Source organism: Streptomyces yunnanensis, assembly GCF_029011865.1.
Taxonomy (GTDB): domain Bacteria; phylum Actinomycetota; class Actinomycetes; order Streptomycetales; family Streptomycetaceae; genus Streptomyces; species Streptomyces yunnanensis.
Genome location: NZ_CP095749.1, coordinates 8,748,782 through 8,763,748, shown reverse-complemented (window position 1 = coordinate 8,763,748; position 14,967 = coordinate 8,748,782). Strand labels below are relative to the sequence as shown.

General features: G+C 70.6%; 15 protein-coding genes. 9 read left to right on the top strand and 6 right to left on the bottom strand.

The features are described from left to right. Positions 1-24: 24 nt before the first annotated feature. The 4 genes from MOV08_RS38335 to MOV08_RS38320 all read right to left on the bottom strand — a co-directional run bounded on the left by MOV08_RS38335 (position 25) and on the right by MOV08_RS38320 (position 4,238). Positions 25-1,401 carry a sensor histidine kinase gene (locus tag MOV08_RS38335; protein WP_275310718.1) on the bottom strand — a complete coding sequence of 459 codons (1,377 nt, stop codon included), beginning with the start codon at positions 1,399-1,401 and terminating at the stop codon, positions 25-27. Then, positions 1,398-2,060: a response regulator transcription factor gene (locus MOV08_RS38330; protein ID WP_275310716.1), complete on the bottom strand. Its 663-nt coding sequence runs from the start codon at positions 2,058-2,060 to the stop codon at positions 1,398-1,400. The genes MOV08_RS38335 and MOV08_RS38330 overlap by 4 nt, the downstream gene beginning before the upstream one ends. A gap of 254 nt (positions 2,061-2,314) precedes the next feature. After that, complete coding sequence (locus MOV08_RS38325) at positions 2,315-3,865, bottom strand: protein kinase domain-containing protein (protein ID WP_275310715.1); 1,551 nt, start codon at positions 3,863-3,865, stop codon at positions 2,315-2,317. Between the two features lie 121 nt (positions 3,866-3,986). Continuing rightward, entirely contained in the window at positions 3,987-4,238 is a 252-nt protein-coding gene (locus tag MOV08_RS38320; protein WP_275310714.1) for a hypothetical protein, read from the bottom strand. A 282-nt stretch (positions 4,239-4,520) separates the two neighbouring features. Here MOV08_RS38320 and MOV08_RS38315 point away from each other — a divergent pair, with 282 nt between their 5' ends. Next, positions 4,521-5,543: a cytochrome P450 gene (locus MOV08_RS38315; RefSeq protein ID WP_275310713.1), complete on the top strand. Its 1,023-nt coding sequence runs from the start codon at positions 4,521-4,523 to the stop codon at positions 5,541-5,543. A 281-nt stretch (positions 5,544-5,824) separates the two neighbouring features. After that, positions 5,825-6,031 (top strand): hypothetical protein, encoded by a 207-nt coding sequence (locus MOV08_RS38310; protein ID WP_039638786.1) that lies wholly within the window; start codon positions 5,825-5,827, stop codon positions 6,029-6,031. 263 nt (positions 6,032-6,294) lie between these two features. Here MOV08_RS38310 and MOV08_RS38305 read toward each other — a convergent pair whose 3' ends face one another. Further along, positions 6,295-7,212 carry an endo-beta-N-acetylglucosaminidase H gene (locus tag MOV08_RS38305; protein WP_275310712.1) on the bottom strand — a complete coding sequence of 306 codons (918 nt, stop codon included), beginning with the start codon at positions 7,210-7,212 and terminating at the stop codon, positions 6,295-6,297. A 295-nt stretch (positions 7,213-7,507) separates the two neighbouring features. On the opposite strand from MOV08_RS38305, the gene MOV08_RS38300 reads away from it, so the two are divergent. The 4 genes from MOV08_RS38300 (at position 7,508) to MOV08_RS38290 (ending at position 10,095) form a co-directional block, all read left to right on the top strand. Then, positions 7,508-8,041 (top strand): DUF1648 domain-containing protein, encoded by a 534-nt coding sequence (locus MOV08_RS38300; protein ID WP_275310711.1) that lies wholly within the window; start codon positions 7,508-7,510, stop codon positions 8,039-8,041. Between the two features lie 351 nt (positions 8,042-8,392). Then, the gene (locus MOV08_RS38295; protein ID WP_275310710.1) at positions 8,393-9,202 is read left to right on the top strand and encodes an SDR family NAD(P)-dependent oxidoreductase; all 810 of its coding nucleotides are present in this window, start codon (positions 8,393-8,395) and stop codon (positions 9,200-9,202) included. Positions 9,203-9,266: 64 nt separating this feature from the next. After that, entirely contained in the window at positions 9,267-9,344 is a 78-nt protein-coding gene (locus tag MOV08_RS44415; protein WP_466872072.1) for a 50S ribosomal protein bL37, read from the top strand. Positions 9,345-9,564: 220 nt separating this feature from the next. Next, complete coding sequence (locus MOV08_RS38290; RefSeq protein ID WP_039638779.1) at positions 9,565-10,095, top strand: universal stress protein; 531 nt, start codon at positions 9,565-9,567, stop codon at positions 10,093-10,095. Between the two features lie 684 nt (positions 10,096-10,779). On the opposite strand, the gene MOV08_RS38285 is transcribed toward MOV08_RS38290, so the two are convergent. Beyond that, positions 10,780-11,061 carry a peptidylprolyl isomerase gene (locus MOV08_RS38285; RefSeq protein ID WP_039638778.1) on the bottom strand — a complete coding sequence of 94 codons (282 nt, stop codon included), beginning with the start codon at positions 11,059-11,061 and terminating at the stop codon, positions 10,780-10,782. A 747-nt stretch (positions 11,062-11,808) separates the two neighbouring features. Between MOV08_RS38285 and MOV08_RS38280 the strand changes: the two genes are divergently transcribed. The 3 genes from MOV08_RS38280 (at position 11,809) to MOV08_RS38270 (ending at position 14,834) form a co-directional block, all read left to right on the top strand. Next, positions 11,809-13,125 (top strand): ATP-binding protein, encoded by a 1,317-nt coding sequence (locus MOV08_RS38280; protein ID WP_275310709.1) that lies wholly within the window; start codon positions 11,809-11,811, stop codon positions 13,123-13,125. Further along, entirely contained in the window at positions 13,122-14,249 is a 1,128-nt protein-coding gene (locus MOV08_RS38275) for a tetratricopeptide repeat protein (protein WP_275310708.1), read from the top strand. The genes MOV08_RS38280 and MOV08_RS38275 overlap by 4 nt, the downstream gene beginning before the upstream one ends. A gap of 141 nt (positions 14,250-14,390) precedes the next feature. Further along, a complete protein-coding gene (locus tag MOV08_RS38270) occupies positions 14,391-14,834 on the top strand; it encodes a hypothetical protein (protein WP_275310707.1) in 444 nt (147 codons plus the stop codon). The last annotated feature ends 133 nt before the right edge of the window (positions 14,835-14,967 follow it).

Below are 14,967 nucleotides of genomic sequence, written 5' to 3'. Positions count from 1 at the left end.
CCACACCCGCTGAGCCGGCGCCGGTCACCCGGCGGGCAGGTCGGCCAGGAAGCGCGCCCCGCGGGTGTAGGTGGGATCGTGGGACACCTCGCCGCCGGCGGCGCGGGCCAACCGGCGGGCGAGCGGCAGCCCGAGACCCGCGCCGTCGTGTCCGTCGTCGTCATCGGCCCGGCGGCCGGGCTGGAAGAGGTCGTCGACGAATGCCCGGGGTACGCCGGGACCGTCGTCGGCGACATCGATACGCACACCGCCGGGCGACCGCCGTACGGACACCGTCACCCTCGAACGGGCGTAGCGGACCGCGTTGGCCAGCAGCGGGCTGACGATGCGTGCGAGGAGAGCGGGGGCCAGGCCCGCCGTCAGCTCGGGATCCGACACCTCGATGACGGCCTTCACCCGCTCCCGTCCGTCGAGGTCGTGGACGAGCCGGTGCAGGACGGGGACGACGGCCGTCGCGCCGGGGGCGGTGGAGGCGTTCTGCGCGCTCTCACGGGCGTCGTTCAACAGGGTGTCGCAGATGGTGCGCATGGACTGGGCGGCCTCGGCGATCACCTCGTGGGTGGCGCGGGTCTCGGCGGCGGAGCGCGGGCGGGTCCGCCACCAGTCGAGTTCGACGATGATCCGGGTGAGTGGGGTGCGCAGTTCGTGGGACAGCTCACCGGTCAGCTGCTGCTCGTGGCGCAGCACGGCGCGTATGCGGTCCAGCAGCGCGTCCAATGAGGCGCCCAGGCGGGCCAGTTCGGCCGGCTGGCCCTCGGCGCCGAAGCGTTCGTCGGAGCCGACGGCGCTCCACTGGGTGGCCTGGTCGGTCATGGTGCGCACGGGGCGCAGCGCCCGCCCGACGGCCAGGCGGGTCAGCGCATAGGTGCACACGAGCATGACCGCGTCCAGGACCAGGGAGCCCAGCAGCAGGGTGTCCGCCGAGTTGCGGTACGGGGCGAGGTCCAGGGCGGTGACGACCGTGGCGGCGCTGCGACGACCGGACACCGGACGGGAGCACAGGCGGACGTGGCGAGGGCTTTCGGCCTCGACCGTCGTGCAGCGCTCGCCTCCTCGCGCGGCGAGCCGGCCGGCGGCCCGGGTCAGCGTGCCGTCGGCGGTGGCCGTCGGTGGTTTCTCCAGCAGCTGCGACCCGGTGTAGATCCATACGTCGGCGTCCAGGAGGCGGTCGTTGGCGGTCTCCACGACCCGCACCCCGGGGCCGCTGGTGTCGACGGTCGTGGCGACGGCGGCCGCGCGGCTGCCCAGCTCGCTGTCCGCCTGGTGCTGCAGGTGACGGTCCACCACCGTGTTGAACACCACGGTCAGCATGGCCATCAGGAGCGCGGCGGTGGTCAGCGCGACCAGCGAGAGCCGGCCGCGCAAGGTACGGGGAGCCGGGCGACGCAGGGGGCGGATCACGACAGCCGGTTTCCGATGCCGCGGACCGTTCGCAGACTCAGGTTGCTGCCCGCCTCGCGCAGCTTGCGGCGCAGCCGGCTCAGGTACTGGTCCAGTGTGTTGTCGCTGACCTGGGCTCCGTCCGGCCAGGCGGCCCTGACCAGGTCGCGGCGGCGCACGATGGCGCCGCCCGCGGCCACCAGGGTGGCCAGCAGCCGGAATTCCGTCGGGGACAGCTCGACATGGGCATCGCCGACACCGGCGGTGTGCCGGGTCGCGTCCAGAACCAGGTCACCGGCCGTGGCGACGGCCGGCGGCGCGGCACGTTTGAGTGTGGCCCGCAACCGGGCGACGAGTTCGGCGAGATGGAACGGCTTGGGCAGGTAGTCGTCGCCGCCGGCGGAGAACCCGGACAGTCGATCGGTGAGGTGGTGGCGGGCGGTCAGAAAGAGGATCGGGGCGATGAACCCGTTGGCGCGCATCGCCTGGCACACGTCCCGGCCGTCCGCGTCGGGCAGTCCGACGTCCAGGACGACCGCGCCGATGTCGTCGGCGACCAGCCGCAGGGCGGTGGCCCCGTCGGCGGCGAGCACCGGCGCGAAGCCCTCGTCGGCGAGGCCACGGCGGAGCACGTCACGCAGGGCGTGATCGTCCTCAACGACCAGGATCTTGTGGTGCATGGTCCTCCATCGGGTCGTCGGCCGCCTGGGCCGTGCCGGACAGGCACCCGGCCCGGACGCCGAGACCGGTACCGCCGGCCGGCCACGTCACGCGTTCCACCCGTCGACTACAGCCTTGTAGACACTGCTCGGAACTGTAGACGACCGCATGGGCACGCCGGTTCCCGCCGCCGTCCCGGACTGCGGACGCGCAGGATGCAAGGATCCTGCGCCGAGGCGGGGCCGGCGGGCGGCACCGCCGACGGTCGACGTCCCTAACGCGCCCCTGCGGAGGGCAGCCGGTCCGTGGGAGTGCTCCCCGCCGGTCGGCGATCGCCGTGGTCGGCCGGCCGGCGGATCGGGCCGGGCGGCGCCCCGCCGACCCCTACGCGGCGGCCTTCGCCGGCCGGCCGGCGGTTCGCCGTGCGCCGTCGGTACCGGCCGACGGCCTCCTGGGCCGCTGCCGCAAGGGTCACCGCGGCCAGGAGGAAATAGAAGACGTAGAGCTTGTGCAGGTCGTCGAGGAAGTACCAGATCGACGCGGTGGCGGTGAACCAGAAGGCGATCACGGCGTAGGGACCGGTGTCCCGCTGACGGGCCGCGCCGGCCAGGCAGAGGGCCGCGGTGATCGCGAGCAGCACCGCGACGCCCGCATACGCGCGGTCCCAACCGACCTCGGCGCGCCGCAGTTCGGAGTAGACCGCGATACTCTCCGCCACCGGTCCCCAGGCCACGACGCTGGACAGCCGGGGCGACAACGGCAGTGCGACCAGGCCCAACACCCCTGCCGCGAGGGCGACATCGCCGAAGTGCTCGGTGTCGACGAGATCACCGTGGGCGCACAGCAACGACAGCAGGCTTCCGACCAGTCCCAACGCGCCCGCGATGGACGGGCGGAGGGCCGTGCGGAGCCGGCGCAGCACGGCAGCGCCGCGAGCGGGCGCCGGAGCCGGCGGGAGCGGCGCGTCCGCCTGCATCGTCGGAGCCGAGGCGGCGCCGAGCGCGTCGGTCAGCGCCGCACGCATCGCCGCCGCGTCCTCGAAGCGCTCCGCCGGGTCCTTGCGCAGAGCCCGCGCGACCACCGCCGCCACCGCGGGGGGTATCTGCGGGCGGACCCGGGTGAGGGGCACCGGCTCGGTGAACAGGTGCTGGTGCATCACGGCGAACGGCGAATCCGCCCGGAACGGCGGTGCCCCGGTGAGCAGTTCGTACAGCAGGCACCCCATGGCGTAGAGGTCCGCCCGGTGGTCGATCTCCACGCCGCTGATCTGCTCCGGGGACAGGTAGGCGGGAGTACCGGGGGCCACCCCGCTGCCGGTGAGACGGGTGGCGGCCTCGGCCAGTGCCTTGGCGATGCCGAAATCCAGCACCTTCACCGTCGTGGGGCCGGTGAGCATGATGTTCGACGGTTTGATGTCCCGGTGCACGATGCCGTGTTGGTGGCTGTGGTCCAGGGCGTCGAGCACCTGGCACGCCACGGTGACCGCCTGGGCGACCGGCAGCGGAGCGGTGCGCAGCGACTCGGCGAGCGTGCTGCCCGCCACGTACTCCATCACCAGGAACGGCCGCGGGCCTTCCTCGTCCGGTTCCACGCCGACATCGTGGATGGTGGCGACGGCCGGATGGTTCAGGGCCGCCACCGCGTGCGCCTCACGCTGGAACCTGGCGCGCGCTTCGGGATGGTGGGCCAGTTCCGGGGACATCAGCTTGACGGCGACCGTGCGTCGCAACCGGTGGTCGATCGCGCGGTGGACCGTGCCCATACCGCCGCGGCCAAGCCGCTCGATCAGCTCATAGCGGCTGCCGAGCATTGTGTCCCGCCCCACCGACTTCTCCTTGTCGCCCTTTGGCCGAAGCTTACGTTCGCCGTGAACGGTACCTGTCACCCCCGTCGCCCACGGCGGCACGCGTTCCTCGTCCGTGAAGGTGCAGCTCAGCTGGTGGCGTTCAGGGGCGGGCAGGTGCGGTGTCGTGCCCAGGCGGCACCGGCGGCGGCGGTACCGCTCGTTGCGACCAGCGCGACCGGGAGTTCGGGTACTCCTCGGACGGTGCCCGGTCCGGCTGCGCGTCTTCCTGCCTCTCGCCGGCCGTGGCGTGCCAGTACCGCGTTGCGGACCGGATGAGGTCGTTGCCGAGCTGTTCGAGGAACCGGCCCGTCGCCGCGAGCCGGGCCCCGGCAACGGAGTCGGCACCGAACACGTCGGCAGTACACCGGCTGCGGTGCGCGGTAGGCCGTCCCCTCCGATTCGCCCCGCCTCGTCGTCAGTATCCGTGCCGGTCGCCGAACGTTGCAACGCACCGCCCTCGGTGTGCATTAACCGGCAGGGTCATTGCACTCACCGATTGCGGCGTTGACCAGCGCATTCGGCATGCGCCCGGGAGGGACTGCGTTGACTGGCGTTTCGGCTCGTACCTAACGTTCGCATCCGGTTCCCGGGCACCGGCTTCTGGCGATCTCCCACAGGCAAGTGAGGCATCAGCATGGTCGATTCCCACGTCGAGTTGCTCACCGCACGCACCCCGGGCTGCCCGTTCGACCCGCCCGCGGAACTGACCCGGATCAGCGCCCAGGCACCGCTGACCCCGTTGGACTTTCCGGACGGGCACGAGGGGTGGCTGGCCACCGGCCACGCCACGGTGCGCCGCGTGCTGGCCGACCCTCGCTTCAGCGCGCGCACCGAACTCATGCATGCGCCGATGCCTGGCCACGAGGGGACCACACCGCCCCCGGAACCCGGCGTCTTCATCAGCATGGACGCGCCGGAACACCCCCGGTACCGCAGGCTGTTGACCGGCAAGTTCACCGTGCGCCGCATGACACAACTGACCGCACGGATCGAGCGGGTGGCCGCCGAGCACCTCGACCTCATGGAACGGCACGGCGGACCGATCGATCTGGTCACGGCCTACGCCCAACCGATCCCTGCCACGGTGATCTGTGAACTGCTCGGCGTGCCCTACGAGGACCGGGAGCGTTTCCACGCCGACGCCGCCACCATCTTCGGAGCCGACACCACCACACCGGAAGGGCTGGTCGAGTCGTACGAGGCTTTCAAGGCGCTGACCGCCTATGTGCGTGAACTGGTCACGGCCAAGCGCGCCGAACCGACCGACGACGTGCTCAGCGACCTCACCGCCCACGATCTCACCGACGACGAACTCACCGGTATCGGAGGACTGCTCCTCGCGGCGGGTCTGGACACCACGACCAACATGTCGGGATCCACGGTGGTGCTGGCGTCGTCGGCGGCCAACCGTGACCCGGCGAAGTTCACCGGCCCGAACACCCTGGATCTGCACCGCAACCCCGTGGGCCATGTCGGCTTCGGCCACGGCCCCCACCAGTGCCTCGGCCAGCAACTGGCTCGGGTGGAGATGCGCGTCGCGTTCCCCGCCCTGGCCGCCCGGTTCCCGGGATTGCGCCTCGCCGGCCCCGCCGACGACATTCCGCTGCGCGAGAGGGCGACCGTCTACGGGGTGACCACGCTCCCGGTCACCTGGTGAGGCACGACCACGCCCGACGCCCGCCGGCCGAGCCACCCGCGGACGCCGCACCCCGGCGGCCGGCCAGAGCGGTCCGGGGCTTCCGTGCTCGGCCCTCTTGGCCGGCCACGGAACCCCAGGTCACACCGCCATTGGGGGCACTGCCGAGGGCGTGCGACTCACGCGAATGGACCAGTCATCCGATGACAGAATCGGCCATACGGGTACCTTTGAGTGAATGCGTAGCTTCTTAGCGTGCCTGTCCGCAGGTGCCGCTGAATCCTGTTAAGGAGGAATAAGCCATGACGCATTTTCGTCGAATAACGACCATTGCGGCGGCAAGCGCAATCCTCTCCCTCGGGCTCATCGCACCCGCCCAGGCACAGTCCCGGTTCGGGGGCGACGGTGACGAGGACCCCGTCCACATCGGGGGCAACGAGGCGGACCACCTCCGCATCCACGTCCACGGGCACTGCCCTCCCATCATCGGCTGCCTCATCTCCCTCTGAGGGGTCGGCTCGCTTCGGGCTGCCGTTTCCCACCTGGTGTGGTTGACGCATCACATCCCGCGGTCCGGTCCACACCAGGGCTCGGAACCCTCGTCGGCGGACATCGGAAGATGTTTCAGCTTCACGACGAAGGGGTATGTGGCGGAGCTGTCGGGGGCTTCCCCTATCCCCTCAGCAAGCCGGGCGGCTCGTGTGCCTCCGCGGCCGAAGCCCTCGCCTCGCCGGACTCCTGCGGCGTAGCGGGGTGATGCGCGTGGGTGTCGTCAAGGGGTGTAGACGGCGTCGCTGCCGTACAGCTCCCTGGTGAATCCGGAGAGGTAGTCGTGCCGGTCGGAACCGTCGAGGTTGTAGGTCAGGTACACACCGTACCCACCGGCCACGGTTTGCTTGGCGAAGTCGGCTGCGGTGCTCGGAGGCGTATTTCCGATCTCCACCGCTGCCGGTGACAGGCTCGACTTGGGCAGCGAGATATTCGGTACCTGCCACTGCCCGTACCACGGGTTCCAGGCGTAGTTGAACTTCGACGACACGTCCACGCCGCCGTAGGAAAGCTTCTCCGCCGACGGGCCGATGTCGTACAGGGAGATGAGCTTGTCGGGCATGTAGTCACGCAACGCAGAGACCAGGTGGACGAAGGAGCTGTCGTTGGGTTGCCCCGTGCCGTTCTTCCCGTACTCGGCGTACTCGTCGTCGAAGTCGATGCCGTCCAGGCCGTACTTGCTGACGGCGTCGGACAGCTGCTTGGCGAACGCCGAGGCAGCGTCCCTGGAAGGGAAGTTGGCGAACCCGGCACCCTGGTGGTTGCCGAGCACCGACAGCATGACCTTGATGCCCTTGGCCTGTAGCGGTCGGATCTGAGTCGCCGCGTCGTCGAGGACGCGCTGGACGTTCTCATTGAAGTACAGGTAGGCCGACTGCTTGCCGGCGTCGTAGTTGATGTTGGCGGCGAAGATGACCGCTACGTCGAAGACGTTGCCACCGCCCTTGGCCAGCGTGTACTTGCCGACGTTGAGCATGCTGTTGTTGTTCACCTCGACATAGGCCACCGAGGTCGGCCCCTTTTGCTTCGCAGGTAATGACGCTGCGGGGGCGGTCGCCGTCGTACCGACCACGAGTGCGGCCGCAGCCAGAAACGCGAGCACGGCCGTGCGCGCTCTACTTCGACCCAGAGTGACGTTCATTGACCGATCTCCCATCGATGGGATGGCACCGAGAACTTGCCGCAGAGCACCGGCCGCAGACGCGCGCCTCGCCCAGGGACACCCAGAGCAACACCTCCCCACACCGGCCCCAGACGCAAACCCCTTGCGCGGTACGGCTGTTCCCTTCATCGCCTCACCCAGGCCCCACGCCCCACGCCCCAGGCCCCACGCCCCAGGCCCCTGGCTCCAGGCCCTGGCCCCGGGCCCGAATTGTTGTGGCCCTCACGGGACACCTCGCCTGCAACGAACTCCTCGGCATCGGACAATCGGTCCCATGGTCTTCTCACGTCCCGTCCGGCCCTGGCTGCTTCCCAATGCCGCGTTGCTCGCCGCGATGACCCTCTGGGGCATCCTCCGCTATCCACATCTGCCGAACCGAATACCTCAGCACCTCGGCGTCGAGGGGGTGGACTCCTGGACGCAGCGGTCGATCGGCAGCGCGTTCGGGCTGGTGTTCGTGTATCTCGGGGTGACGGTGCTGCTGACCGCCTGCGCCGAGCTGACCCTCAGGGTGACTCCGCAGGCCGAGATGCCGAAGGAGGCGGCGCCGTTCGGCAACGGACTGGTCAGGTCCTCGCTCAACCGGCCCCGCACCCGTGCCTCGGCAATCGGCACCGCCCGGGCGTTGCTGGTGCTCAATGCCTGTACGGGAGTCTCGCTCCTGATCGGCTGTGGCGTGCTGTGGCGCTCCGCACCCGATCCGGAGGTGCCCGGCTGGTTGTTCGTCGCGATGCTTCTGCCGCTCCTCGCCGGGACCGCCATGACGGTGGCGACCGCGATCCGCGACCGGCGCACGCCAGTCAACTGACCACATGGGCGGGGTAGGGACGGTCTCCGGGAAAGCCCGGCCCGTCATGGGTACGTCAAAAGTGGGGCAACCCTCTTGAAGGCTGGTGCGGCGCGGAATTCAATGAGGCTGTGAACAGCGCCTGGCTCCTTCTCGACCGTCCGCCTCATCAGGCGGTCCTGTGTCGTGCGCCGCGCTGCACGGAGACCTCCGCCTCGCGCTGAGACCTCTCCCGCATTCGGACGGGGCGCCCTGACCTGATCAGGCGCCCCGTTTTTGTGCGCCCGTACGTACGTCATAGCTCTGCTCAGCTGAGCAACCAGTACGGCGCACTCGCTCCTCCCCCTTTAACCCTCGCCCTGTGAATGGATCATGTCCGTCTACGACCTCTCCTCCCGTACCGTCCTGGTGACCGGCGCCACCTCCGGCATCGGCTTCGAAACCGCCCGCCATCTCGCCGAACGCGGCGCCACCGTCCTCGTGCACGGCCGCACCGCCGAGGAGGCGCAGGCCGCCACCGACCGGCTCGTCGCCACCGCGGGCATCGACGCCTCCCAACTGTGCGCCTTCTCCGCGGACTTCACGCGCCTGGAGGAGGTCGAGGCGATGGCGCGTCGCGTCCTCGCCGAACACCCCCGCCTGGACGTCCTGGTCAACAACGCCGCCACCGCCGCGCCCGAACGCCACACCCTCACCGCCGACGGCAACGAGCTCGCCCTCCAGGTCAACTTCCTCGCCCACTACCTACTGACCCACCTCCTGGAACCGGCCCTCACCGCAGAACCCGGCGGACGCGTCGTCAACGTCTCCTCCTCGCTGCACCGCACCGCCTCCATCCAATGGAACGACCCCCAGCGCGCCCGCCGCTACTCCCGGCTCGCCGCCTACGCCCAGTCACAGCTGGCACTCACCATCTTCGCCGCCGACCCCCGGGTCACCGCGGTCTCCGTCCACCCGGGCATCTGCGAGACGGGCCTGCTCCCCCTCTACGACATCCAGGGCGACACCGCGACGCAGGGCGCGGCCCACGTGGTCCGGCTGTGCGACCCGTCCATCGACGTCATCAACGGCGCCTACTACGACCGCGACCAGCGCGTCGACCCCGCACCCTCCGCCACCGAGGACCGCACCGTCAAGCGCCTCACCAAGCTCGCCGACCAACTCGTCGGACAGCACGCCTGACACACACCACCCACCGAGACGCCACAAGGCGGCCTCCCTCCCATCCGAAAGGCCCCTACACCCCATGTCCAAGCGCGCCCGCAAGAAGAAGGCCCGCCGCAAGAAGAAGGCCAACCACGGCGGCAAGGCCAACCAGGGCTGAACCACCGGGCGGGGCGGCACCCGGTCGCCCCGCCCGGTGGCCCGGCCGGCGTCATGGCGCCGTCAGGGTCTCCCGGGCCTGCGTAAAGGAATCGCCAACGAGACCCGGCCGCTCCATCGACGGCGCTTCGATGAACGGGACACAGACACGCGGGACGCAGTCGCGACAGGGAAGCACGGCTCGGATCACGCGAGGACAGCACAGACAAGGAGCGTGGCCCATGGCCGGTCCCCTCGGCCCGCGCGTCGTGGCCGGCGTGAGCGGTTCACTGGGGAGCCTGACGGCCCTGCACCGGGCCGCCGCCGAAGCCCGCCTGCGCGGCGCCGAACTGTGGGCCGTACTGGCCTGGGAGCCGCCCGGCGGCGACCTCCCCACCCGCGGCGGCTCCCACCCTCCGTCGCTGGTCGCCAAGTGGCATCGCATGGCGAACGAGCAGCTCATGGAGGCGCTGGACACCGCCTTCGGCAGCGAGGGGCCCGGGGTCCCGCTCCAGCCCATGACCGGGCGCGGCAAGCCGGGCACAGTGCTGCTGACGGCCGCGGACCGCAACGACGACCTCCTGGTGATCGGCGCCGGAGCGCGCGGCAGGCTGCGCCGCGCGGTGCGGCCCTCCGTCTCCCGGTACTGCCTGGCACGCGCCCGCTGCACGGTGCTGACCGTCCCCCCTTCTCCCCTGCACCACGCCCTCACCGCCGCACACCGCCGCAACGCGTGGAAACTCCCGCTCACCACCCGCGGGTTGACCGGCTGACCGTGCCGCCCGCGGTTCGGCACGAGGCCGCGTCGCCCGATCCGCCGCCGCAGCGACCGCCCTCGCGCCCTGCCCGCCGCCACGGCTGTCGACCTCACGATGAGGGTGCCTGTGATGGCCCCGAGCGTCTCCAATACGTGGGTGACGTCTCCGGTGCCGGGGTGACTGTGCAGGACGGACCGCCACCAGGCATGCCACACGTTCTCCAACGCCGCGCACTCCGTCGCGGTCCAGTTGCGCCACCCGGCGGCGACGAACCAGGAGGCGACCATGTCGTGGTTGAGCTTGTCGGCAACGAGGAAACGGATGGTCCGGGGAGCCAACTTGCGGTACAGGCCGGGGAAATCGTCCCAGTGTCCGGGTTCCTCGTGCGCGACGCAGTGGATCAGATCATCCGCGATCCGGTGCACGGGGCCGGCCAGGGCTTCAAGATCCGCAGCGCTGTAGCAGTGAGTGCAGCCGCCCACGGAAACCGGCAGTTCGGCACGTGGCGCAAAGGCAGCGTCCAAAGCGTTCAGTGCATCGTGGAGTTGCTCGCGCGGGTCGGTCATCACGTGCCTGACGGGACTCCGTCCGGAAGCTCCGGAGAAGAGAGCGACGCTACCACGGACAGGCAGAGGCCGGTCGCCGGCATCAGACGGAACCGGGCTGCGCCTCACGACGCAGCCCGGCACATCGCTCGCGTCAGTCCTCGCGGCTGGTGACCTCAAGGAGGTGGAACCCGAACTGGGTCTTCACCGGGCCCTGGATCGTGCCGACCGGAGCAGAGAAGACGACCGTGTCGAATTCCTTGACCATCTGTCCCGGCCCGAACGACCCGAGGTCACCGCCCTGGCGCCCGGAGGGGCAGGTGGAGTGCTGCTGAGCAAGCCCGGCGAAGTCTGCGCCGGCCTCGATCTGCGCCTTCAGCTTCGACGCCTCGTCTTCACTGGCGACCAAGATGTGACGTGCGGTTGCCCTAGCCATTTATTACACCTTTCAAGTACACGGCAATGCCACCAAGGGTTACACGCCCAGGAACCTTCCGGGTGGCAGCGATCACGGCTCCCGACCCGCCACAGGTCCCTTCGGCCTCCCCTGGGCAGCCTTCGTGAGTCAGGCATGCACCATCTCACAGACGGTCACACCATGGCCCATCGGACAGGCCCTTCCGCTGCCGTCGGTGCTGGGCCGCCTGTGCGACGCCTCGACCGCACCGCATGATCCGCCGGACCGAACCCGGCGGTCCGCCGAATCCACTGGCGGGGAAAGTCGCCGAATTCTCCGAATTCGACTAATTGGGATATTTAGAAGAATTGGGGAATTTTACACAGCGCGATGCGGTCGAGATGCCGGGGTGTCCGGATATCGGGATGTCGAGATGTAGAGACGTTCGGAACGTTCGGGATGGTCGGGACGTTCGGGATCGATGGTCGCGCAGGCGGGGCGGGCCGCGGGCAGGGCATGCCGCTTCCTGCCGCCGCATGCGTCAACGACCCCGGCCTCGGCAGGCGCCTTCTTTTCTCTCCGGCGGTGAAGTGCCCGTCATATCAGGCGAGTTGAGTGATCGGACCACAGTCAGTGTGCAGGGAACATGAACCTTACGTACATGCCGGTGGTGCGGGGCGAGTTGTGGCTGCCGTAGGCGGTCGGCGGTCCGGGTGGGGCCTTCGGAGTTCAGCCGGGGCACACGCGAGTCGCCCTCGCACGCGTCGGCTCCGTAAAGTGGGGGACATGTCGGCGGAGTCCCCCCTCATACACAGCATGCGTTCGGCCGTTGCCGCGGCGCCCGATGACGTACCGTTGCGGCTCCACTTGGCCGAGCTGCTGCTGACCGCGGGGTGCGACGACGCCGCGGTCAGCGAAGCCGCCGTGGCATTGCAGCAGGCGCCCGGGGATTCCCAGGCACGCGAGGTGATGCTCCGGGCCCTGACCGGCGCTGCCACGTCCCCGCCCCGCGAGGCCGCGCCACCCGCGCCACCCGCGCCACCACAGGCCGCACCACCCGCCCAACCGCCCACCACCACATCGCCGGCCACCGGCCCCGCCCCGGCCCCGGGCTTCGACTGGAAGGCCGCCCAGGACCAGGTGGGCGACATCGTCCCGCCACGGTTCGTCGAGGCGCCGCTCGCCGTCGACGGCAGTGGCGACCCCGGGGACGCCGCCGCCTGGGACGTGGAACGGCCGGGCACCGTCCGGCTCGCCGATGTGGGCGGCATGCAGCAGGTCAAGGAGCGGCTCGAAGCCGCCTTCCTGGCGCCGCTGCGCAATCCGGAGCTGCGCCGCCTCTACGGCAAGAGCCTGCGCGGCGGGCTCCTGCTCTACGGGCCGCCCGGCTGCGGCAAGACCTTCATCGCGCGGGCCGTCGCCGGTGAACTCGGGGCGAGTTTCCTGTCCGTGTCGGTCACCGACGTGCTCGACATGTGGATCGGCAACTCCGAGCGCAACATGCACGAGCTCTTCCAGACCGCGCGCCGCCAGGCACCGTGCGTGGTCTTCCTGGACGAGTTGGACGCGCTCGGCGGAAAGCGCAGCCGCACCCAGAGCGCCGGTATGCGCAACACCGTCAACCAGTTGCTCACGGAGCTGGACGGGGTCGAGGCGGACGCCAACGAGGGTGTGTTCGTGCTCGCCGCCACCAACGTGCCCTGGGACGTGGACGTCGCCCTGCGCCGGCCCGGTCGGCTGGACCGGACCCTGCTGGTACTGCCTCCGGACGCGCCGGCCCGGGAGGCGATCCTCCGCTACCACCTGCGGGAGCGGCCCATCGAGAACGTCGACCTCGGCAAGCTGGTCAAGGCCACCGACGGGCTCTCCGGCGCCGACCTGGCCCATGTCTGCGAGGGCGCGGCCGAGCACGCGCTGCTGGACTCGGCCCGCACCGGCACCGTCCGCATGATCGGGATGCCGGACCTGCTGGCCGCGGCGGGGCAGGTCGCGCCCTCGACGGAGCCGTGGTTCGCGGCCGCCCGCAACGTGGCGATGTACGCGAACGACGGCGGCATGTACGACGACCTGGTGGCCTACCTGAAGAAGAAGCGCAAACTGTGACCACACTGCACCCGACCGTCGAACGGGCCCAGGCCCTGATCGACTTCGAACGCCACGACCAGGCACGGGACCTGCTTGCACGGCACCTCGCCGAAGTCCCCGACGACCTCAGCGCCTGGATAAAGATCGGCTACTGCCACCTCAACACCGGACAGACGGAACAGGCCCGGGACGCCGCGAGCCAGGCGCTCAAGCTGGCTCCCGCGGACTACGGAGCGTTCATCCTGCGCGCCCAGTCACTGACCCGCGGGGCCGGCTCGTCATGGCGCGAGGCCGAGCCCGTCCTGCGGGAAGCGGTCCGCGCCGACCCCGGCCACTGGTTGGGCTACGCCATGCTCGCCGACGCCGTGAGCCGCATGTCGCTGATCCGCCACGCCCAGGCCAACAACCTCAAGGAACTCCCCCGCGACGGACTCGACGCCGTGCTGTGCGAGGCGACCAACCTGGCCGCGAAGGCGCTGCAACTGGGCCCCGAGGAGGTCTACGCCCACGAAGTCGCCATCCAGATCGCCAGCTTCGCGCTCGACGCCGAGGCCGTCGACCGGTTCGACCGCGCCCTCCTCCGGATCGACCCCACCCACGCCGAGGCCCTGGCCCGGCAGACCCGGAAGGCCGCCCGGGCACCGGGCGTCAAGGCCGCCGAGGCCGCCGACCTCTACGCCTCCGGGCTCGCCGCCGCACCGGACTCCACCGACCTGCAACGCGGCCTCGACCAGGCCACCTACCGCATGCTGCGCGGAGTGCGGTGGCTGGCCCTGCTCTGCGTCGGCCTCGCCGGAGCGATGCTGGACCTGTTCGCCGTCGAGGGCAAGGTGCAGCGGGAGCTGCCGCTGCCGCTCGGCCAGCGCCTGTGGTACCTCGTCCCGATGACGGTCATCTGGCTCGTCGGCGCCCTGCTGCGCTACCGGCGACGACGCGCCGGCGTCCGGCTCAACGTCCAGTCCCTGATCCGCCGCCACCGGTGGTCCCGCATCGTGCTGGGCCAGGCAGCCTGGGCGATGCTGTGCGCCCTGATCATCTCCCAAGTCCCCTGGACCGCACGGACATTGCCCCAGGTGCTGTTCTGGGCCGGACTGGCACCGACCTTCGCCACCGTCTGGTTCGACCGGCCGAGGACCCACTGACCAGCGGCCCCGCGCCCGCCCGGGCGCGGGGCCGCTGGTCACTGCTCAGGCCGCCTCCCCCGGGCGGCGGAAGCGGATCGTTCGGGTGGTTGATGCTTCTGGGCGTTCGGAGGGACGTTCGCCGGGACGAGCATCGAGGAGGTGCTGGCGACCTCCCGGCGCAACGGGGCCTCGGAGATGTGGCTCACCCTGGAGTCCTGGGGCCTGGACGCCACCGTGCTGCTGGCCGCGCTCGGCACCTTCCTGCTCTGGGGCCTGGTCCGCCCCTGGGGCCAGGTCTTCCCCCGCTGGACGCTGTTCCTGCACGGTCGGCGCGTTCCGCGCTGGCTCCCGCTCGCCCCGGCACTGATCGGCGCGGCCACCCTCGCCCCGTACGGGGTGCTGGGCACCGGCTACTGCGCCCTGGTCTCGACCGGCGTGCTGACGATCCGACCGGGCGACTTCCACTCCTCGCAGTCCGCACTGCTGGTCAGTTGGATCGGCATGATCGCGTTCGCCGGGTATGGAGTCACCCTGGCCGTCGCCGCCCGCTCGTACTGGCTCCGGACCCGCCCGACCGGTCTGGTGCGTACCGGCGCCCGGTGACGGCGGTGGTTCATCCGCCATCGCTTCCTGCGCCGGGAGGGCGCGGTTCCCGGTCGATCGAGCGGTGAGGGGCAGGCCACCGGTCTCCGGCAGTCCCGGTGGCTTCGGCTGAACCTCGGTCGCGTCCGCCGCC